Here is a 19,750-nt window from a genome sequence, read left to right as displayed (position 1 = left end):
TTGACGTGGGCGGCGCCCAGGCACGCACGGTCAAGCACCTGGACAGCGGAGTGGTTGTCGGCAGCAAACTTTACGCCGTCCACTCGAACTACCCGGAATGGCCGATGGAGAGCTCGATCGAGGTCTTCGACACCCGGACGATGCGGCACCTCGGTTCGCACAGCTTCGGGATCCACCGCGGTTCGATCACCTGGCTGGACTGGTACGACGGGGCGTGGTGGGCCGGGTTCGCGAACTACGACGTGATCCAGGACGGCATGACCGAGCCGTACGGGCAGACCTACAACACCCAGATCGTGAAGCTGAACGACCGGTTCGAGGAGACCGCGTCGTGGACGATCCCGAAGCCGATCCTGGACAGGTTCAAGCCGATGAGCAACTCAGGTGGTTCGTGGGGACCCGACGGCCGCCTCTACCTGACCGGCCACGACCTCGGTGAGGCCTACGTGATGAAGCTCCCCGTCGCCGGCTCGGAACTGCGATGGATCGCCACCGTCCACCTCGCCGACGTCCAAGGCCAGGGCATCGCCTGGGATCGCTCTTCCCCGACGACCCCCACCTTCTGGGCCATCAGCCGCCCCGCCCGCCAGGTCCGCACCTTCACCGTGCCGCTGTCCTCAATCACCGACCCCACCACCCCCGGCTGGCAGGTCAACGGCCCTGGTTCCTTCCGCCGCTGAACTTCGGAGCAAACCGATCGAGTAGCGGTCAGAACTTGGCCGCTACTCGGTTCATGCTGGAGACATGACCGAGAACAAGAGCAGCAGCCGGGCCGCCAGTTTGCACGCGTACTTCGGGTACCGGAACGCCGTGGGGGCGTTGCGGTGGCTGGAGAAGGCGTTCGGGTTCGAGACGACGATGGAGGCTCCCGACGACAAGGGCGGGATCATGCACGCCGAGATGCGGTTCGGGGACGTGGCGTTCACCTTGTTCACGGACGAGGAGGGGTACGACCGGCCCGGTGCGGAAGGGCGACACGGTTGGGCATGGGGCGTACATCGCGCTGGGGACCGAGGACGAGGTGCGGGCGATCCACGCGTCCGCGGTGAGCGCCGGAGCCGAGTCGATCTGGACGCCCGACAGCACCGAGTGGGGCAACTACCGCTGCCGCGTCGCCGACCCCGAGGGCTACGAGTGGACCTTCGGCACCCACATCCCCGGGCAGCCGCAGAGCTGGTGAACGGCCCAAGCGCGAGCCCGTCGTTGACCGGGCTCGTGCCTAGGCTGCCGGGGTGGCTGAGGATGCGCGGTTGATCGTTCTGCGGGGGAACTCCGGGGCGGGGAAAAGCTCGACGGCTCAGGGGATCAGGCGGGCGTGCGGGCAGGAAGTCGCGTGGGTCGAGCAGGACTACGTGCGGCGGATCGTCCTGAACGAGTTGGAGCCGCCGGAGGCGAACAACATCGAGATGATCGAGGTGATCGCCCGGACCGCGTTGCAGCAGGGCTTCCACGCCGTGCTGGACGGCATCTTCCACACCGTCGTGTACGGCGAGATGCTGGCGCGACTGGCTCGGGACCACCCGGGTTCTTCGTACTTCTACTACCTCGACATTCCGCTCGAGGAGACCGTGCGCAGACATGCGATGCGGGACAAGGCGACCGCGTTCTCGGCCGAGGAGATGAGCGCGTGGTACCGCGAGCGGGATCTGCTCGATCGGCCGCGCGAGACGATCATCGACCACACCAGTTCGCTCGAGGCGACCGTTGACCGGATTCTGGCTGACACGGGACTTGCCGAGGCGAAGGCCGGGTAGGTTGCCCGGCATGGGTCTCCAAGATCTGGCGTATGCGGCGTACAAGCGGCGTCTGCGCAAGCAACTCGACGGCAAGCCGATGCCCCAGCACGTCGGGATGGTGATGGACGGCAACCGCCGTTGGGCGCGTGGTCAGGGGCATGCGAACCCGAGCATCGGACACCGGTACGGCGCGCTGCATGTCGAGAAGGCGCTCGGGTGGTGCGAGTCCGTCGGGGTTCAGCACGTCACGGTGTTCGTCTGCTCGACCGAGAATCTGGTGAAGCGGCCTGAAGCCGAGGTCGCGTACTTGATGCAGGTGACCGAGGACATCGTCGCTCAGCAGCTCGGCCGACCCGGTGGGCGGTGGCAGGTGCACGTCGCCGGCATGCTCGACCTCCTTCCCGACAGCACGGCCCGCGCGCTGAAGGAAGCGGTCGAGGCGACCGAGGATGTGGTGACCGGCAATCACATCACGCTCGCGATCGGATACGGCGGCCGTCAGGAGGTCGTGGAGGCTGTCCGTTCACTCCTCGAGTCGGAGGCCGCGGCCGGCAACGATCTCGACGGCCTGGCCGCCAAGCTCACCGCGGCCGACCTCAGCAACCACCTCTACACGACTGGGCAGCCCGACCCCGATCTGATCATCCGCACCAGTGGCGAGCAGCGGATGTCGAACTTCCTGCTCTGGCAGAGCGCCCACTCCGAGCTCTACTTCTGTGACGCCTACTGGCCCGCCTTCCGCGAGATCGACTTCCTCCGCGCCCTCCGCGCCTACACCGCCCGCCGCACCGCCGCCTGACCGCGACCACGATCCGTGCATTTCGACATGAGGTAGTGCCCGCAGACTGGCGCGCCGTCGCTCGGCTGAGCGTGACCGGTCCGGGCCGAGGCGACTACCTCATGTCGATCGGCACAGATCACAGCACGCCGAGCCGTCGGTCGGCGGGGATCAGAGCGTGCCGAGGTCTTCGAAGATGAGGGCGGTGCGGGTGGCGAGGACTTCGGGGATGGCTTGGAGCTTTTCCAGGACCACTCGGCGGAGGCCGGCGTTGTCGGCGGCGCGGACCAGCAGGATGGCGTCGAAGTCGCCGCCGACCAGGGCGATGTGCTTCACCTCGGGGATCGCCTGGAGTTGTTCGCGCAGGGTCCGCCAGGAGCTCTGCCGGAGACTGAGGGTGACGTACGCCGAGGTGGCCAGGCCGAGTTTGAGCGGGTCCACGGTCGCGGTGAAACCGGTGATCACGCCCGTCGTGGTGAGGCGTTCGACCCGCGCGTAGGCGTTCGCGCGGGAGATGTGCACCTGGTCCGCGAGAGCCCGGATCGACAGCCGGCCGTCGCGGGTCAGGGCCTCGACGATCTGCCGGTCGATCTCGTCCAGGGCCGGTGCCTCGACCATCTGTCCACGTGACGGCTCCCCGACCAAGAGTTCCTCGGACATTCTGCTCCTCTCCAAGCGGCGACCGCGGTCCGATCGTCTCGCAATTCTGCAGCCTATGGATCCGAATGGCCAGAAGTATGACGATGAGGCCACCGTCCGTCTCCCTGCGCAGGAGGGTTCATGACCACCGTCGAGGAGCGCCTGCTCCCCTCCGCTGAACCAGTCCAGCTGATCGATCAGAACGGCGTCCGCCACGAGCATCCGCAGTACCGGCTGCCGGCCGACGAAGTGCTCGTCGACGGCTACGCACAGTTGGTCAAGGGTCGCCGGATCAACGACCAGGCCGGCGCACTCGTCCGGCAGGGGCGGCTCGCGGTCTACCCGTCGTCGCACGGTCAGGAGGCCTGCCAGGTCGCGGCCACGATGGTGCTCCGGGAGGACGACTGGCTGTTCCCGACGTACCGCGACACCGTGTCGATCATCAGCCGCGGCGTCGACCCGATCGAGACCCTCACCCTGCTCCGAGGCGACTGGCACTCCGGCTACGACCCGTACGAGCACAAGGTCGCCCCGCAGGCCACGCCGCTGGCCACTCAGCTCGTTCACGCCGTCGGGGTCGCACATGCCGCGCGACTCAAGGGTGAGGACACCGTCGTGATGGCGCTCTGCGGCGACGGGGGGACCAGCGAGGGCGACTTCCACGAGGCGCTCAACTTCGCCGCCGTCTTCAAGGCGCCCGTCGTCTTCTTCATCCAGAACAACGAGTACGCGATCTCCGTCCCGCTCGCCCGTCAGACTGTGGCGCCGTCCCTCGCACACAAGGGCATCGGGTACGGCGTACCGGGGGAACGGGCCGACGGCAACGATCTGGCCGGCCTCCTCGCCGTACTCGGTCAGGCGGTCGCGAAGGCACGGGCCGGCGAGGGACCGCAACTCGTCGAGGCGCACACGTATCGCGTGCAGGCGCACACCAACGCCGACGACGCGACCCGGTATCGCAACGAGGCGGAGGTGACTCCGTGGCTCGAACGGGATCCGATCAAGCGGCTCGACGCCTATCTCAGCGAGCAAGGCCTGCTGGACGACAACGCCAAGCAGGCGGCCGAGTCGGCTGCCGAACAGGCCGCGGACGAATTGCGGGTGGGACTGATGGAGGACGTGTCGCCGGATCCGGCCGACCTGTTCCGGTATCTCCACACCACCCAGACCTCGCAGATCAAGGAGCAGGCCGCGTTCCTGCAGGACGAATTGGCGCGAGAGGAGGCCTGAGATGACGCACGTGAAGTTGACGATGGCGCAAGCGCTGAACCAGGCCCTGCGCGACGCGATGCGGGCCGACGAGACCGTGCTGATGTTCGGCGAGGATGTCGGCGCGCTCGGCGGGGTGTTCCGGATCACCGACGGGCTGACCGCGGAGTTCGGCGAGGACCGGTGTTTCGACACGCCGCTGGCCGAGTCCGGCATCGTCGGGATGGCGGTCGGGCTGGCGATGAACGGGATGCGGCCGGTCGTGGAGATGCAGTTCGACGCGTTCGGGTACCCGGCGTTCGAGCAGGTGGTGAGCCATGTCGCGAAGATGCGGAACCGGACCCGCGGCAAGGTGCGGCTGCCGATCGTGATCCGGACTCCGTACGCCGGTGGGATCGGTGGCGTCGAGCATCACTGCGACTCGTCCGAGAGCTACTACGCGCACACCCCGGGGTTGACCGTGGTCGCCCCCGCGACGGTGGCCGACGCGTACACGTTGTTGCGCAGGGCAATCGAGTTCCCTGACCCGGTGATCTTCCTGGAGCCGAAGAAGCTGTACTGGGCCAAGGAGGAGGTCGACCTGACCGAGGACCAGCCGGGGATCGGGCAGGCCGTGGTCCGGCGGGAGGGCGCGGACGCGACGCTGATCGCGTACGGCCCGACGGTGCCGGTCGCGATGGAGGCGGCGCACGTGGCCGCAGCCGAGGGGCGTCAGTTGCAGGTGGTCGATCTGCGGTCGCTGGTGCCGTTCGATGACGAGGCGGTGTGCGCGGCGGTTCGCAGTACGGGGCGGGCGGTGGTGGTCGCGGAGGCGAGCGGGTTCGCGAGTGTGTCGTCGGAGATCGTCGCGCGGGTGACCGAGCGGTGCTTCCACTCGCTCGCGGCGCCGATCCGGCGGGTGACCGGGTTCGACATCCCGTACCCGCCGCCGATGCTGGAGCGGTACCACCTGCCGAGCGTCGACCGGATCCTCGATGCGGTGGACGACCTGCAGTGGGAGGACTCGTGACGACCACGCAGACCTTCCTGCTGCCGGATCTCGGTGAAGGGCTGACCGAGGCGGAGGTGGTGCGCTGGCTGGTGTCGGTCGGTGATGTGGTGACCGTGGACATGCCGATCGCGGAGGTGGAGACGGCGAAGTCGCTCGTCGAGGTGCCGACGCCGTACGCCGGGGTGGTCGAGCAGTTGCACGGCGACGAGGGCAGCACGATCGACGTGGGCACGCCGCTGATCACGATCGGGGTTCCGGTCGCGGCGGAGGTGTATCGCGAGGAAGAGAAGGCCGGATCCGGCAACGTGCTGATCGGATACGGCACGGCTGAAGGTGCTGGGTCGGCCCGGCGACGGAAGCCGCGCATGGTCGGGGCGCGGATTGGCAGCACCGCCGGGGTGAGCCCTGCTGGTGCCGGGCAGGACGGCGCGGTCGTGGCGTCGAAGTCGCGGGTGCCGTTGGTGATCTCGCCGCTGGTTCGGCGGTTGGCACGAGATGCCCAGGTGGATTTGCGGAAGCTGAGCGGTTCCGGTGCTGGTGGGTTGATCGTCCGGCGTGATGTGGAGTTGGCGATTGCGCAGCGGGTGGGCGCTGAGGCGGAGAAGTTGGCCGTAGTCGGCCCGCATGCGAGCACGGCCGACGGGTTCGACCCACGAGTGGAGAGCGCCGGCGCGGTCGACCCACGAGCTGAGAGCGCCGGCGGGGCCGATGCGCGGACGGGGTTGCCGGAGTTGCGGCGTACGGGGATGAGTGGGTTCCGGAAGGCGGTTGCGGCGACGTTGAGCCGGAGCCGGGCCGAGATCCCCGAGGCGACCACCTGGGTCGACGTGGACGCGACCGCACTTGTCGAACTGCGGGAATCCTTGCGCACGGCAACTGATCCCGGTCCGGGCCTGCTCGCGTTGATGGCGCGCTTCGTGATCGCGGGACTGCGGAAGTACCCGGAGCTGAACGGTTTCGTCGATGGCGAGGACCTGGTCCAGTACGACGGGGTGAACCTCGGGCTGGCGGCGCAGACCGATCGGGGGCTCGTCGTACCGGCTGTCGCTTCGGCGCATACGTTGACCACGCGGCAACTGGACGCGGAGATCCGGCGGTTGACCGAGTCGGCGCGGGACGGGCGGCTGACGCAGCGGGAGTTGTCCTGTGGGACGTTCACGCTGAACAACTACGGCAGTTTCGGTGTCGACGGCAGCGCGGCGATCATCAACCACCCGCAGGTGGCGATTCTCGGCGTCGGCCGGATCATCGACCGGCCCTGGGTGGTCGACGGCGAACTCGCGATCCGCAAGCTGACCCAGCTCTCCCTCGTCTTCGACCACCGGGTCTGCGACGGCGGGACCGCGGCCGGCTTCCTCCGCTTCGTCGCCGACGCTTTCGAACGACCTGCTTCAGTCTTCGCTGATCTGTAAGAAGAAGCTGGCTTGTCTGTAAGAAGAAGCTGGCTTGCAAAAGAGAAGTTGGCCGGCCCCCATGGGACCGGCCAACACTTAGCGCCCCGCGGCTAGTTGTTGATCTGGGTGGTCAACGCCGACGCGTAGCTGGCGACCTCGGCGTACACACCGGGGTTGCCGGCGTCCGCGCAGCCGATGCCCCACGAGACGACACCGAAGAGGCGCCCGTTGAGGACCAGCGGACCGCCGGAGTCGCCCTGGCAGGAGTCCTGGCCGCCTGCCTTGTAGCCGGCGCAGATCTCCCCGTTCGCCACGTAGTCGTAGTCGGCGTACACGTCACCGCAGTACGAGTCGCCGAGCACCGGGACGATCACCTTCTGGAACCGGTCGTAGGGGCCGGTGCCCTCGGTCTCGCCCCAGCCGTACACGGTAGGCCGCGCACCGACCGCATCCGCGGAGCGGCTGGTCTCCAACGGCAGCGTGGCGATCCCGGTGAACGGCGTGCTCAGGGTGAGCACCGCGACGTCGTGACCCGCCACCCGGCCGTACTGCGGGTCCTTCCAGATCTTGGAGATCTTCGAGGTCTCGCCGGTCGTAGTGTTCAGGTTGTCCCGGCCCTGGATCGCCGTGTAGGTGCTGATCGGCTGGGTGACACAGTGCGCCGCGGTGACGATCTTGTTCGCCTTCACCAGCGTCGCGCCGCAGTACTGGCCGCCCGCGGCAGGGGATCGGCTGTTGTTCAGCGCGATCGCCCAGGGCGCCTGCGCGGTGCTGGCCAGGCTGCCGCCGACGATGTTCGTGGTCGGCGGTGGGGTCCGGGCCTCGGCCGAACCGACGGCGCCTGCCGATGCGACGGCGACGACCGCGGCGACCAGTGCCGCACGGGCGTACTTGAGCTTTCCTGTCATGCCTCACACTCCAGGGATCAGCGGGCTGCTGGGGCGTAGCAGCCTCTGACGGAGGAGAGTTGCCTGGACACCCTCGGTAGCGCAAGCAAACACTCAGGCACATCGGTGTCTGGTCATCGCAGTGTCACGCGACCTGGCGAGGCGACCTAAGTCGGGCAAGGGAAAACCTCCGGCGGACGTATCCGAGGGCTCCGCGCCGAAGACTCGACAGCATGACCAGACAACTCAGCAGGGCCAAGTTTTCTGCACCACGCCGCCGCGCTCGGACTGTTCGCAGCCGCCGCCGGATCGACGCTCAGGGCAACCGAATCGCCGGCCGCCGCCACGCCGTACGCCGGTCAGCAGCCGTCCCCCGACCCGCTGTCCTCCGGTTCGCCGTACGCCGGTCCGAAAGGGCTGGACTTCAAGGGTGTTGCCTATGACACCGGAACCGGGTTCGTCGGCGACCAGAGCCGGGTGTTGTGGCGGCGCGACCTGATGCGCGGGGAGTTGCATGCGATCCGCGACCGGCTGCATGTGAGCTGGGTCAGCATCTACGGCAGCGACGTACGCCGCCTGAACAAGAACAGGCGGACCACGTGCGGACGATGCTCGAGGTCTTCACCGCCGATGGGTTCCTGGGCGCGTCGCCGTACACGTTCATCTCACCCGATGCGCCGCACCGTGCCGACGATCCCTTGCACGACGAAGACATCGCGGGGTACGGCCTGTGCAAGGTGATCCGCAAGAACACCTGGGACCCGGCATCGCCGTACCGGTGGGAACCCAAGAAGAGCTTCCATGCGGTGTCCGGGTTCTATCGGAGCTGCTGACGTATCCTTGAGCAGGTAACCCGCGTGCGCGATAGTTGTCTACGCGGACTATTGCTCACCACGAGGAGGAGCTATGGGGCTGCCTGACGACGCCGCGGAGGCGCGGGCCCAGGGCTGGCGGACGCTGGCCGCTCTGCATGCCCGGATCGAGGACGAGCTGGAGCGTTCTCTGCAGAAGCAGCACAACCTGTCGGTGAGCGAGTACAGCGTGCTCGATGTGCTGGCCCGGCAGGACGACTACCACCTGCGGATGAACCAGTTGTCGAACGCGGTCGTGCTCAGCCAGTCGGCGACCACGCGACTGGTGAACCGGCTGGAGGACCGCAAGCTGCTGGAGCGGTACCTGTGCCCGGACGACCGGCGCGGCATCTACACCGAGGTCACGCTGGCCGGCCGGGAACTCCTCGAGCAGGCCCAACCGACGCACGACGCAGTCCTGACGGCCGCCCTGGAGAAGGCCGCCGAACTGCCCGAGCTCGCACCCCTGGTCGACGCCCTGGCCCGCCTCAGCCTCCCCGCCAAGGTCTAGGCGCTGGGCGCGCATCAGTCGCGGTGGTTGTTGGCGACGATTACGGCGATCGGGGGGATGACGGCGGCGACCGCACTCATGCCGATGGCGGCCGGGATGGAGAAGAACCGGACCACGAACCAGGCGAGACCGATGAGGGCCAGGCAGGTCGACATCAGCCAGATGTAGGCCTTCCGGTTGTCGAGGCGGCGCATGAGGACCTCCTCCCGCTCGTTCTCAACGGTAGGCCGTACTCCCAGCACTCACCAACGAACCGGAGCGCCAGAACCCCACGCCTGAAGCAGGTCCAGGAACACGGATCCGCAGAGGTTACTGAGTGCTGCAGGTACGCCCCACGGCACCGCCCGGGCCGAGCGTCACGATGGATCGGCCGGGGGTTGTGGCATGCTCCGGGCTGTGGCTGGTCAGGGAGCGGGGCGGGTGCTGGGGATGAACCTGCGCACTCGCCGGGACGAGCAGGGCATCTCGTTGTCGGAGCTGGCGCGGCGGTCCGGGATCGCGAAGGGCACGCTGTCGCAGTTGGAGTCGGGTGCGGGGAATCCGACCATCGAGACGGTGTTCAGTCTGTCGAACGCTCTCGGAGTGCCGGTGTCGGCGCTGCTGAGCGAACCCCCGACGTCCGACCTGGTCGTGGTCCGCTCGGCCGACGTCGACGTCCTGACCGGTGACGCGGTCGAACTCCGGATGCTCCGGCGGCTGGAGAGCCCCGGCAGCCTGTTCGAGATCTACGACCAGCGGATCCGCCAAGGCAAGGTCCAGCAGTCGAGCGGCCACCCCGGCACCGAACACCACGTCGTCTTGTCCGGCCGCCTCCGGATCACCGCCCGCGATCAAACCCAGGAACTGGCCGCCGGCGACTACCTGGCCTTCCGCGCCAACGTCCCGCACGAGTACGAGGCCCTCACCAACGAGGTGAAGTCGGTCCTGCTGCTCGAGTACCCACCGGACGTCCACCCCGCCACCCTCGACTCCCTCCACCTGACCTGACGCGACGCCCGTCCCGCCGGCGGGCCGGGGGACCGGACCGCCAGGCCATCACAATCGCGGCCGGTCGGGTGGGTCCCCGCTCAGGCGGTCGGCCGACGAGGCATTGTGATGGGCTGGAGATCCGGGGCCTGCGGATCCGAGGCCGGGGATCCGGCGGGGCGGGCATCCGGGATCCGGGATCAGGGATCCGGGCTGGTGAGCCGGCGGTGCGGATCCGCTCCGGGGAGCTGGCAGTGCGGATCCGGGCCGGGGAGCCGGGGTCGGGTAGAGACGTTGACCTCGGCCGGGTGCGGGTCGTACGCTCGAAGCGTTCATTAAAGTGAACGATCGGAGTGATGGATGCCGGACGTGGTCGTGGTCGGCGCGGGGATGGTGGGTGCTGCCTGCGCCGAGGCGCTGGCGGCGGCCGGTGTCGACGTGCTGGTGATCGACCGCGGTTCGCCGGCGGCTGGGACGACCGCGGCCGGCGAGGGCAACGTACTGGTGTCCGACAAGGAACCAGGGCCCGAGCTCGACCTCGCGATCGCGTCCCGCAGCGAGTGGCCTGTCGTATTGGATCGGCTGCCCGCCAACGTCGCCGACGTGGAGTGGGAGGCGAAGGGCGGGTTGGTGGTTGCGACCACTGATCCCGAGCCGCTGGGGAAGTTCGCGGCCGCGCAGCGCGAGGCAGGTGTGGATGCTCAGCCGATCACGCCCGCTGATGCCTTTGAGTTGGAGCCGCTGCTCACTCGCAGGGTGACCACTGGCGCCTACTACCCCGAGGACGCTCAGCTCCAACCGGTTCTCGCCACCACCGCGCTGCTCGCCGCCGTACGGTCTCGTGGGGGTGAGGTGCGCGCCGGTGTCACGGCCCTGTCCGTACGACGCTCCGCCGGTGGGCGCGTGATCGGGCTGGAGACGGATGCGGGCCAGATTCCGTGCGGTGCGGTGTTGAACGCGTGCGGACCGTGGGCCGGGTCGTTCGGCGCTGCCGCAGGTGGACCGATCGAGGTACTACCGAGGCGCGGCATGATCCTGGTGACCGCGCCGCTGCCCGAATGCGTGCGGCACAAGGTGTACGACGCGGACTACGTCGGCGCGGTCGGGAGTGGTGATGCCGATCTGCAGACGTCGACCGTGGTGGAGTCGACGCGGGGCGGGACGGTCCTGATCGGATCCAGCCGGGAACGGATCGGGTTCGACGACACCATCCGGGTCCGTGTACTCCGCGAGCTCGCTCGTAAGGCGGCCGGCCTGTTCCCGTTCCTCGCGGACGTACCGGTGATGCGGGCGTACGGCGGCTTCCGTCCCTACGCGCCGGACCACTTGCCGGTTATCGGTCCGGATCCGCGCGTGCCCGGACTGTGGCACGCGACCGGGCATGAAGGCGCTGGTATCGGGCTCGCCGCGTCGACCGGTCGCCTCATCACCGAGCTGTTCGTCGGCCTCGAACCACACGTTGCTCCGGAGCCGTTCCGGGTTGATCGTCCTGCTGTCATCAGTACTGTGGTGGCGTCGTGAGCCCGTACCTCCGCCCGGTCGCAGGGGATCCCGCCGAGCCGCGTCCGCAGGCTCCCGTCCAGATCACTGTCGATGGTCAACCGCTCAATGCGTTGCCCGGCCAAACCGTTGCCGCTGCGCTGATGGCTGCCGGGCGGGACTCGTGGCGAACGACCCGGACTGCAGGTAGTCCCCGAGGTGTCTTCTGCGGTATCGGCGCGTGCTTCGACTGCCTCGTCATCGTCAACGGCACGCCCGACGTCCGAGCCTGCCAACGCACGATCCACCCAGGCGACGCAATCACCGCCCAACCCGGCGCCGCACTGCCCACCAACAGCACTCCGCCTGGCGAGGTGCTGGATGAGGAGTTGGGGCGGCGGTGGGATGTGGTGGTTGTGGGGGCGGGGCCGGCGGGGATGAGTGCGGCGTTGGCTGCGGCTGAGGGTGGGGTGGGGGTGTTGCTGGTTGATGCGGGGCGGGCTGTGGGTGGGCAGTTCCATCGGCAGTTGCCGGAGGAGTTCAATGCTCGGCGGCCCGGGAAGTTGCAGCACGGGTGGAAGAGCTTTGTCCGGCTGCGGGATCGGGTCGCGAGGCACGAGCGAATCAGGCATCTGGCGGAGACGTCGGTCTGGGCGATCGAGTCGATCGCGGGCGGGCAGCGGTTGTGGTTGCAGACGGGCGCGGCGGATGCCAGGGGTCGACGGGTTCGGGCAGTGGAGGCGAAGGCGCTGGTGCTGGCGTCGGGGGCTTACGACCGGGTACTGCCGTTCAAGGGATGGGATCTGCCGGGGGTTTACAGCGCGGGTGCGGCGCAGGCGTTGGCCAAGGGGCAACGGGTTGCGGTCGGCCAGCGGGTGATGCTGGCGGGGACCGGGCCGTTCTTGCTGCCGGTGGCCGAGTCGCTGATCGGGGTCGGCGCTGAGATCGCGGGGTTGCTGGAGGCGAACAGCTTGCCGACCATCGTCCGCGGCTGGGCCGGCGATCCGTTGGTTGCCAGGAGCAAGTTTGGTGAGGCGATCGGGTACGCCGGATTGCTGGCGCGGCATCGGATTCCCTTGCGGCACAGCAGGACGGTGATCGCCGCGCATGGCGAGCAGCGCGTGGAAGCCGTCACCGTCGCCAAGCTCACGGACGACTGGCAGCCGATTCCCGGGACCGAGGAGCAGATCGAGGTCGATGCGGTGTGCCTGGGATTCGGGTTCACTCTGCAGCTCGAGTTGGCCGTCTCTGCTCGATGTGAGCTCGGTACCGGGCCCGACGGTGGACCGGTTGTCATCGTCGACGAGTACCAGCAGACCACCACTCCCGGCGTACTCGCCGCAGGTGAGCTCACCGGTATCGGCGGCGCAGCCCTGGCTGCTGCGGAAGGCGAAGTGGCCGGCGATACCGCGGCCCTGCTCGTCCGCGCAGACGGCCGATCGACAGCCGGGCCGGTACGACGGTCTGGCGGCTCGGCGACGGCTGCTCAACAGAAAGTTGCTATGGGCAAGCGGTTTGCGGCTGCGTTGTCGAAGGCGTATCCGGTGAGATCCGGGTGGGTCGGCTGGAGTGACCAGGAGACGTTGGTCTGCCGGTGTGAGGAAGTCACCAAGGGCGATCTGACGACGGCCCTGGCCGATCGGGATGTCACGGTCTCGCGGAGTGTGAAGTTGACCAGTCGGGCCGGACTCGGGCTCTGCCAAGGTCGAGTCTGCGCCCGCACCGTTGCCGATCTCGCCGCCGCCCAGCGACCCGCAGTACAAGCTCAACCTGCTTTGAAAGCTGAACACAATCGTCCGATCGCCGTCCCCGTACGGCTCGGAGATCTAGCGGAAATCCAGGAGGACCTGTGACCGAGAAGCTGGATGGCGTGATCGTCGCCACCGCCTTGCCGTACGCCGAGGACGCGGCCGCGCCCGCCGGGTTGCGGCCCGACCTCGATCGGTATGCCGAGCACTGCCGCTGGTTGGTCGACAACGGCTGTCGCGGCGTCGGCCCGAACGGGTCGCTGGGGGAGTACTCGTCGCTCACCGATGACGAGCGACGGCAGGTCGCGAAGACCGCGATCGAGGCGGTCGGCGACGACGGGATCGTGGTGGTCGGCGTGCACGGCGTCGGCGCGCACCAGGCGCGGAGCTGGGCCGAGAAGGCGGCCGAGGACGGAGCACACGGCGTACTGTGCCTGCCGCCGACCATGTACCGCGCGAACCGGGGCGAGGTGATCCACCACTTCACCGAGGTCGCGGCGGTCGGGCTGCCGGTGATGGTCTACAACAACCCGATCGACACCAAGGTCGACCTGACCCCGGACCTGATCGCCGAGATCGCGCAGATCGAGAACGTCGTCGCCGTGAAGGAGTTCTCCGGTGACGTCCGCCGGATCCTGGAGATCCGCGAACTGGCGCCGACGCTCGCCGTCATTGCCGGCGCCGACGACCTCACGCTCGAGGCGTTGCTGATGGGTGCGACCGGGTGGTTCGCGGGCTTCCCGAACGTGTTCCCGAAGGAATCCGTCCAGCTCTTCGATCTCGCCATGCAAGGGAACTTGCAAGAAGCAAGGAAGCTTTACGAACCGCTGGTCGCCGCGTTCCGGTGGGATTCGCGGGTCGAGTTCGTCCAGGCGATCAAGTACGGGATGGACTACGTCGGCCGGTACGGCGGTCCGTGCCGGCCGCCGCGTGGTCCACTGGTTCCGGAGCACCTGGCGCAACTGGAGCAGGACATGAAGAAGGCTGTGGAGTCACTGGTATGAGGTCCGTCCGCACCCTGACCGCGATCGACTCGCACACCGAGGGGATGTCGACCCGGGTGATCACCGGCGGTGTCGGCGTCATCCCCGGTACGACGATGGCCGAGCGGCGCGAGTACTTCATGGCGCACGACGACGACCTCAGGTTGTTCCTGATGAACGAGCCGCGCGGCCATTCGGCGATGAGCGGTGCGATCCTGCAACCGCCGACCCGCCCGGATGCGGACTGGGGCGTCCTCTACATCGAGGTGTCCGGATGCCTGCCGATGTGCGGGCACGGGACGATCGGGGTCGCGACGGTGCTGGTGGAGTCCGGGATGGTGCCGGTGACCGAACCGGTGACGAAGGTGCGGCTGGACACCCCGGCCGGCCTCGTCGTGGTGGACGTTGCCGTGAGCAACGGACGGGCCGAACACGTGACGCTGCAGAACGTCCCGGCGTACTCGCATGCGCTGGATGCGACGGTCGAGGTGAAAGGGCTGGGGACGGTCACCTACGACCTCGCGTACGGCGGGAACTTCTACGCGATCCTGCCGTTGGAGCAGCTCGGGATTCCGTTCGATCGGTCGGAGAAGGATCGGATCCTGCAGGCCGGGCTCGACATCATGGACGCGATCAACGCGACCGACCGGCCGGTGCATCCGCTGGATCCGGGGATCCACAGTTGCAAGCACGTGCAGTTCACCGCGCCTGGGCGGGATGGGAGCGACTCGCGCAACGCGATGGCGATCCACCCGGGCTGGTTCGACCGGTCGCCGTGCGGGACTGGGACGTGTGCGCGGATGGCGCAGTTGCACGCCCGTGGGGAGCTTGCGTTGAACCACGACTTCGTCAACGAGTCCTTCATCGGTACCAGCTTCACGGGCCGCCTGCTCTCCGAGACCTCGGTCGGCGACCGGCCGGCCGTCATCCCCACCGTCACCGGCCGAGCCTGGATCACCGGCATGGCCAACTACCTCCTCGACCCCACCGACCCCTTCCCCACCGGCTTCGTGCTCTAGGGACGGCCGTACCCGCCGCCGCCGGGGGTCTCGATGACGAACACGTCTCCGGCGGCGACCCGAACGGAGTCGGAGCCGGCCATCTCCGTCACAGTGCCGTCCGCGTGCTCGATCCACTGGCGGCCAAGTCCCCCGGGCAGGCCGCCCGCCATGCCGTACGCCGGCACCCGGCGGTGACTGGCCAACGTAGTAACGGTCATCGGTTCCAGGAACCGTATCCGGCGACGACCACCGTCGCCGCCGTGCCACTGACCGGCACCGCCGCTGCCGGTGCGGATCTCGTAGCTCTCCAGCCGCACCGGGTAGCGCCATTCAAGAACTTCCGGATCGGTGAGCCGGGAGTTCGTCATGTGGGTCTGCACCACGTCGGCGCCGGCGAAGCCTTCGCCTGCGCCGGCACCGCTGCCGACGGTCTCGTAGTACTGGTGCCGATCGTTGCCGAACGTCACGTTGTTCATCGTCCCGGAGCCTTCTGCCTGGACGCCGAGCGCGGCGTACAACGCGCCAGTGACCGCCTGCGAGATCTCGACGTTGCCGGCGGCAACCGCCGCGGGGTACTCCGGCGACAGCATCGAGCCCGGCGGGATGATCACCCGCAGCGGCTCGAGGCAGCCCGAGTTCAGCGGGATCTCGTCGTCCACCAGAGTGCGGAAGACGTAGAGCACGGCCGCCATCACCACCGAGGACGGCGCGTTGCCGTTCCCGAGTTGTTGTGCGGAAGTGCCGGTGAAGTCGATCTTTGCCGTCCGCGTACCGGTGTCCACCCGCACGGCCACCTCGATCCGAGCGCCGGAGTCGAGCTCATAGCTGTAGCTGCCGTCGCGGAGCGTGGGGATGACCCGCTGGACGGCCTCGGCGGCGTTGCGGCGGACATGTTCCATGTACGCCGAGACGACATCCAGGCCGAAGTGGTCGACCATCGCCAGTAGTTCCTCGACGCCCTTCTCGTTGGCGGCCACCTGGGCGCGCAGATCGGCGATGTTCGTGGCGGGGTTGCGGGACGGGTGCATCGCGGAGCGGAGCAGGTCGACCGTCTCGCGCTCCCGCAGCTCACCGCCGGTGACCAGCAGCCAGTTATCGATCAGGACCCCTTCCTCCTCGATCCGGGTGCTGTTCGCCGGCATCGAGCCGGGCGTGATCCCGCCGATCTCCGCGTGGTGACCACGGGACGCGACATAGAAGAGGATGTCCTTCCCGGCACGGTCGAAGACCGGGGTCACCACGGTGATGTCGGGCAGGTGGGTGCCGCCGCGATAGGGATTGTTGAGCATGTACGTGTCGCCGGGCGCCATCCGGCCGGCGTTCCCGGCGATCACCATCTTGATGCTCTCGCCCATCGAGCCGAGGTGTACCGGGATGTGCGGTGCGTTGGCGATCAGGTTGCCCTTGGCATCGAACAGCGCGCAGGAGAAGTCCAGTCGCTCCTTGATGTTCACCGACTGCGAGGTGCTTTGCAGCCGCACGCCCATCTGCTCGGCGATCGACATGAACAGGTTGTTGAAGATCTCCAGCATCACCGGGTCGACCGCGGTCCCGATCCGCTCGTGGTCGCCTCGCGCCGCCACCCGGCTGAGCAGCAGGTGGCCGAGGTCGTCGACCCCGGCCCGCCAGCCGGGTTCGACGACGGTCGTCGCGTTGGTCTCGGCGATGATCGCCGGACCGTTCACCTGGTCGCCGGGGCCGATGTCGTCGCGCTGGTAGACGTCGACATCGGTCCAGGAGCCGGCCGAGAACACCGGCACCCGGGCTACCGGTGCCAGCCGGCCACGCTGTCGGTCGGGACGGATCCAGGTCTGTTCGCCGGAGCCGGCCGCGCCCAGCAGTTCGAGCGACACCGCCTCGACGACGATCTGCTTGCTTGGCATCAGGAAGGAGAACCGCCGACGGTAGGTGGCCTCGAACTCGGCCACCATCGAGGCAGGAGTGCCGACGGACACGGCGACCGCGGTGTCGGTGCCGTCGTACCGCAGCAGCGCGCGGCGGACCGCGGTGATCCGGTCGGCCGGTATGCCTTCGCGCTCCAGTTCGCGCCCGGCGTCGTCGGTGAGTTCGTCGAGGATCTGCGCGAGCTGGGGGAGTACGTCGTCGCTCAGCGTCGCCTCGACCGCCCGCTCGCGCAGCGCGGCGACGTCGGCCACCCCCATCCCGTACGCCGAGAGCACCCCGGCGAGCGGGTGGATCAGCACCTGGGTCATGCCCAGCGCATCGGCTACCGCGCAGGCGTGCTGGCCACCCGCTCCGCCGAACGTGGCCAGCACGTACCGGGTGACGTCGTACCCGCGTTGCACCGAGATCTTCTTGATCGCGTTGGCCATGTTCGCGACGGCGATGTCGGCGAAGCCGGCCGCAACCTGTTCCGGGGTACGACCATCCGCGATCACCTCTGCCAGGTCCGCGAACATCCGCCGGACGACTTCTCCGTCGAGCCGCTGGTCGCCGTTCTCCCCGAAGACGGCAGGGAAGAAGTCCGGCTGGATCCGGCCGAGCATCACGTTGGCATCAGTGACCGTGAGCGGGCCACCCTTGCGGTACGACGCCGGGCCCGGATCCGCGCCGGCCGAGCCTGGACCGACCCGGTACCGGCTCCCGTCGAAGCTCAGGATCGAACCGCCGCCGGCCGCCACTGTGTGGATGCTCATCATCGGTGCTCGCATCCGGACGCCGGCCACCAGCGTCTCCAGCTCCCGCTCGAACTCGCCGGCGTAGTGCGACACATCGGTGGAGGTGCCACCCATGTCGAAGCCGATGACCCGGTCGAACCCGGCTGCCGTGCTGGTTCGAGCCATCCCGACGACGCCCCCAGCGGGCCCCGACAGGATCGCGTCCTTTCCCCGGAACGCGTGCGCCTCTGTGAGCCCGCCGTTGGACTGCATGAACATCAGCCGGACCCCGTCCAGCTCGGTCGCCACCTGGTCGACGTACCGGCGCAGGATCGGCGAGAGGTAGGCGTCGACCACGGTGGTGTCGCCCCTCGACACCAGTTTCATCAACGGGCTGCATTCGTGCGATGTCGAGACCTGGGTAAAGCCGATCCGGCGCGCGATGTCGCCGATCGTCGCCTCGTGCTGCGAGTAGCGGTAGCCGTGGATACACACCACGGCCACCGATCGCAGGCCGTCGTCGTACGCCCGCCGCAGGTCCTCGGTCACGGCCCGTTCGTCCAGCGGGACGACGACCTTGCCGTCCGCGGCGACCCGCTCGTCCACCTCGATCACCTGCGAATAGACGAGTTCCGGCAACACGATCTGGCGGGCGAAGATCCTCGGGCGGTTCTGGTAGGCGATCCGCAACGCGTCCCGGAACCCCTTGGTGATGACGAGCAGGGTGGGTTCGCCAGTGCGCTCGAGCAGCGCGTTGGTGGCCACCGTGGTGCCCATCTTCACCACTTCGATCCACTCGGCCGGGACGCGTTCGCCGGTCGGTACCTCGAGCAGCCGGCGGATGCCCTCGACGGCCGCGTCCTGGTAGCGACCGGGGTTCTCGGACAGCAACTTGTGGGCAAGCAGCGTCCCGTCGGGACGCCGCGCGACGACATCGGTGAAGGTGCCGCCGCGGTCGATCCAGAACTCCCACTTTCGCGCCACGTCTTCCCGCCTTCCTCCGCGGCCGTCTGTAGACGGGCCATCGCGTCGTGTGGTCTTCGAGACTAGAGATTTGTTCAACAATCCTGCAAGGCTCTTGCTCCATCAAATCCTTCGTCCGTGGCCGCGGGTGAGCGATGATGCAGAGATGGTCATCAGTCAGCCCGCCGAAGACGACGGCCGGCAGGCGTGGCTGCGGGGTGTCGCCGCCGATGTCGCGCGGCTGGATCGCAGTAGCTCCGCCGAGCGGGCCGCCGATGTGTTGCGCCGCAGCATCACCGACGGTGCGCTGCCGCCCGGTGCCCAGCTGTCCGAAATCGAGCTCACCGAGGTCCTCGAGGTCAGCCGGAACACTCTGCGTGAGGCCTTCCGGCTGCTCACCCACGAAGGACTGCTGGTCTACAAACTGCATCGGGGCGTGTTCGTCCCTGAGTTGGACGAGCGGGACGTGGTCGACATCTACCGGCTGCGGCGCGTCCTCGAGGTCGACGTGGTCCGTGGTCTGGCCGATCGGGTTCCCGAGCTCCCCGCGAGCCGGCTCGAACCGCTGCAGGACGACATCGAGGCGGCCGAGGCCGCGGCGCTGGCAGGCCGCTGGCCCGCGGTCGGTACGGCGGACCTGCGGTTCCACCGTCATCTCATCGGCCTCGCCGACAGCGCCCGGCTGGACGAGATCACCGGCCGGCTGGTCGCCGAGCTGCGGCTGCTCTTCCACGTCATCGCGACGCCACGAGAGCTCCACGAGCCTTACATCGCCCGCAACCGCCGCCTGTTCGAGTTGCTCGAGGCGCGAAACTACCAGCAGGCCGCTGACGACCTGCACCAGTACCTGCTGGACTCTGAGCGAGGGCTGCTCGAGGCCTTCAAAGCCCGCTGACCGGGTTGGTACGGCGGTGGTCTCGCGGAGCGGTTAATTGGGCTTGCGGTGGGGAGCCTTGAGCTGAGTTGATGTCATTGCCCGACACGAAATCTCACCAG

General features: G+C 68.3%; 20 protein-coding genes. 15 read left to right on the top strand and 5 right to left on the bottom strand.

Annotated elements, in window-relative coordinates; genetic code table 11:
- The first annotated feature begins 5 nt into the window (after positions 1 to 5).
- Complete coding sequence (locus EV643_RS00745; protein ID WP_202869339.1) at positions 6 to 680, top strand: hypothetical protein; 675 nt, start codon at positions 6 to 8, stop codon at positions 678 to 680.
- A gap of 51 nt (positions 681 to 731) precedes the next feature.
- On the opposite strand, the gene EV643_RS45325 is transcribed toward EV643_RS00745, so the two are convergent.
- On the bottom strand, positions 732 to 935 hold the full coding sequence (locus EV643_RS45325; protein ID WP_238165264.1) for a hypothetical protein: 204 nt from the start codon (positions 933 to 935) through the stop codon (positions 732 to 734).
- A gap of 26 nt (positions 936 to 961) precedes the next feature.
- Here EV643_RS45325 and EV643_RS45320 point away from each other — a divergent pair, with 26 nt between their 5' ends.
- Genes EV643_RS45320 through uppS form a run of 3 tightly spaced genes read left to right on the top strand, consistent with a single transcriptional unit; the run spans position 962 to position 2,535 of the window.
- Positions 962 to 1,180, top strand: coding sequence for a VOC family protein (locus EV643_RS45320; RefSeq protein WP_238165263.1), 219 nt, complete (start codon positions 962 to 964; stop codon positions 1,178 to 1,180).
- A 52-nt stretch (positions 1,181 to 1,232) separates the two neighbouring features.
- Positions 1,233 to 1,754, top strand: coding sequence for an AAA family ATPase (locus EV643_RS00735; RefSeq protein WP_202869338.1), 522 nt, complete (start codon positions 1,233 to 1,235; stop codon positions 1,752 to 1,754).
- A 10-nt stretch (positions 1,755 to 1,764) separates the two neighbouring features.
- Positions 1,765 to 2,535, top strand: coding sequence for a polyprenyl diphosphate synthase (gene uppS, locus EV643_RS00730; RefSeq protein ID WP_133797966.1), 771 nt, complete (start codon positions 1,765 to 1,767; stop codon positions 2,533 to 2,535).
- Between the two features lie 150 nt (positions 2,536 to 2,685).
- Here uppS and EV643_RS00725 read toward each other — a convergent pair whose 3' ends face one another.
- Positions 2,686 to 3,174, bottom strand: coding sequence for an Lrp/AsnC family transcriptional regulator (locus EV643_RS00725; protein WP_133797965.1), 489 nt, complete (start codon positions 3,172 to 3,174; stop codon positions 2,686 to 2,688).
- 120 nt (positions 3,175 to 3,294) lie between these two features.
- Between EV643_RS00725 and EV643_RS00720 the strand changes: the two genes are divergently transcribed.
- The 3 genes from EV643_RS00720 to EV643_RS00710 are packed head-to-tail and all read left to right on the top strand — an operon-like array spanning position 3,295 to position 6,765.
- Positions 3,295 to 4,383, top strand: coding sequence for a thiamine pyrophosphate-dependent enzyme (locus tag EV643_RS00720; protein ID WP_133797964.1), 1,089 nt, complete (start codon positions 3,295 to 3,297; stop codon positions 4,381 to 4,383).
- A gap of 1 nt (position 4,384) precedes the next feature.
- A complete protein-coding gene (locus tag EV643_RS00715; RefSeq protein WP_133797963.1) occupies positions 4,385 to 5,371 on the top strand; it encodes an alpha-ketoacid dehydrogenase subunit beta in 987 nt (328 codons plus the stop codon).
- Positions 5,368 to 6,765, top strand: a complete 1,398-nt coding sequence (locus EV643_RS00710) for a dihydrolipoamide acetyltransferase family protein (RefSeq protein ID WP_133797962.1) — start codon at positions 5,368 to 5,370, stop codon at positions 6,763 to 6,765. The genes EV643_RS00715 and EV643_RS00710 overlap by 4 nt, the downstream gene beginning before the upstream one ends.
- Positions 6,766 to 6,857: 92 nt before the next feature.
- Here EV643_RS00710 and EV643_RS00705 read toward each other — a convergent pair whose 3' ends face one another.
- Positions 6,858 to 7,655: a S1 family peptidase gene (locus EV643_RS00705; RefSeq protein ID WP_133797961.1), complete on the bottom strand. Its 798-nt coding sequence runs from the start codon at positions 7,653 to 7,655 to the stop codon at positions 6,858 to 6,860.
- Between the two features lie 578 nt (positions 7,656 to 8,233).
- Between EV643_RS00705 and EV643_RS00700 the strand changes: the two genes are divergently transcribed.
- The gene (locus EV643_RS00700) at positions 8,234 to 8,467 is read left to right on the top strand and encodes a hypothetical protein (RefSeq protein ID WP_133797960.1); all 234 of its coding nucleotides are present in this window, start codon (positions 8,234 to 8,236) and stop codon (positions 8,465 to 8,467) included.
- 73 nt (positions 8,468 to 8,540) lie between these two features.
- Complete coding sequence (locus tag EV643_RS00695; RefSeq protein ID WP_133797959.1) at positions 8,541 to 8,996, top strand: MarR family winged helix-turn-helix transcriptional regulator; 456 nt, start codon at positions 8,541 to 8,543, stop codon at positions 8,994 to 8,996.
- A gap of 14 nt (positions 8,997 to 9,010) precedes the next feature.
- Here the strand turns inward: EV643_RS00695 and EV643_RS00690 are convergent, their stop codons facing one another.
- Positions 9,011 to 9,190, bottom strand: coding sequence for a DUF3099 domain-containing protein (locus EV643_RS00690; RefSeq protein WP_133797958.1), 180 nt, complete (start codon positions 9,188 to 9,190; stop codon positions 9,011 to 9,013).
- 202 nt (positions 9,191 to 9,392) lie between these two features.
- On the opposite strand from EV643_RS00690, the gene EV643_RS00685 reads away from it, so the two are divergent.
- From EV643_RS00685 to EV643_RS00665, 5 genes are all read left to right on the top strand, one after another.
- Complete coding sequence (locus tag EV643_RS00685) at positions 9,393 to 9,983, top strand: helix-turn-helix domain-containing protein (protein WP_238165262.1); 591 nt, start codon at positions 9,393 to 9,395, stop codon at positions 9,981 to 9,983.
- Between the two features lie 339 nt (positions 9,984 to 10,322).
- Positions 10,323 to 11,483 carry an NAD(P)/FAD-dependent oxidoreductase gene (locus tag EV643_RS00680; RefSeq protein WP_133797956.1) on the top strand — a complete coding sequence of 387 codons (1,161 nt, stop codon included), beginning with the start codon at positions 10,323 to 10,325 and terminating at the stop codon, positions 11,481 to 11,483.
- Positions 11,480 to 13,294, top strand: a complete 1,815-nt coding sequence (locus tag EV643_RS00675; RefSeq protein WP_133797955.1) for a 2Fe-2S iron-sulfur cluster-binding protein — start codon at positions 11,480 to 11,482, stop codon at positions 13,292 to 13,294. The genes EV643_RS00680 and EV643_RS00675 overlap by 4 nt, the downstream gene beginning before the upstream one ends.
- Positions 13,291 to 14,193: a dihydrodipicolinate synthase family protein gene (locus EV643_RS00670; protein ID WP_133797954.1), complete on the top strand. Its 903-nt coding sequence runs from the start codon at positions 13,291 to 13,293 to the stop codon at positions 14,191 to 14,193. The genes EV643_RS00675 and EV643_RS00670 overlap by 4 nt, the downstream gene beginning before the upstream one ends.
- A complete protein-coding gene (locus tag EV643_RS00665) occupies positions 14,190 to 15,191 on the top strand; it encodes a proline racemase family protein (RefSeq protein ID WP_133797953.1) in 1,002 nt (333 codons plus the stop codon). Before EV643_RS00670 ends, EV643_RS00665 begins: the two co-directional genes overlap by 4 nt.
- Here EV643_RS00665 and EV643_RS00660 read toward each other — a convergent pair.
- Positions 15,188 to 18,775, bottom strand: a complete 3,588-nt coding sequence (locus EV643_RS00660) for a hydantoinase B/oxoprolinase family protein (RefSeq protein WP_133797952.1) — start codon at positions 18,773 to 18,775, stop codon at positions 15,188 to 15,190. The genes EV643_RS00665 and EV643_RS00660 overlap by 4 nt on opposite strands.
- 145 nt (positions 18,776 to 18,920) lie before the next feature.
- On the opposite strand from EV643_RS00660, the gene EV643_RS00655 reads away from it, so the two are divergent.
- A complete protein-coding gene (locus EV643_RS00655) occupies positions 18,921 to 19,649 on the top strand; it encodes a GntR family transcriptional regulator (protein WP_133797951.1) in 729 nt (242 codons plus the stop codon).
- The last annotated feature ends 101 nt before the right edge of the window (positions 19,650 to 19,750 follow it).

It is taken from the genome of Kribbella caucasensis, assembly GCF_004361855.1.
In the GTDB taxonomy this organism is placed as follows: domain Bacteria; phylum Actinomycetota; class Actinomycetes; order Propionibacteriales; family Kribbellaceae; genus Kribbella; species Kribbella caucasensis.
Note: the sequence above shows the minus strand (reverse complement) of the source record. Positions and strands in the feature narration are given on the sequence as shown.

Bases quoted from the DNA above. Each gene is read 5' to 3' on its own strand.
- uppS (WP_133797966.1), top strand. From the start codon at position 1,765: ATGGGTCTCCAAGATCTGGCGTATGCGGCGTACAAGCGGCGTCTGCGC.
- EV643_RS00725 (WP_133797965.1), bottom strand. From the start codon at position 3,174: ATGTCCGAGGAACTCTTGGTCGGGGAGCCGTCACGTGGACAGATGGTC.
- EV643_RS00720 (WP_133797964.1), top strand. From the start codon at position 3,295: ATGACCACCGTCGAGGAGCGCCTGCTCCCCTCCGCTGAACCAGTCCAG.
- EV643_RS00715 (WP_133797963.1), top strand. From the start codon at position 4,385: ATGACGCACGTGAAGTTGACGATGGCGCAAGCGCTGAACCAGGCCCTG.
- EV643_RS00705 (WP_133797961.1), bottom strand. From the start codon at position 7,655: ATGACAGGAAAGCTCAAGTACGCCCGTGCGGCACTGGTCGCCGCGGTC.
- EV643_RS00695 (WP_133797959.1), top strand. From the start codon at position 8,541: ATGGGGCTGCCTGACGACGCCGCGGAGGCGCGGGCCCAGGGCTGGCGG.
- EV643_RS00690 (WP_133797958.1), bottom strand. From the start codon at position 9,190: ATGCGCCGCCTCGACAACCGGAAGGCCTACATCTGGCTGATGTCGACC.
- EV643_RS00680 (WP_133797956.1), top strand. From the start codon at position 10,323: ATGCCGGACGTGGTCGTGGTCGGCGCGGGGATGGTGGGTGCTGCCTGC.
- EV643_RS00665 (WP_133797953.1), top strand. From the start codon at position 14,190: ATGAGGTCCGTCCGCACCCTGACCGCGATCGACTCGCACACCGAGGGG.
- EV643_RS00655 (WP_133797951.1), top strand. From the start codon at position 18,921: ATGGTCATCAGTCAGCCCGCCGAAGACGACGGCCGGCAGGCGTGGCTG.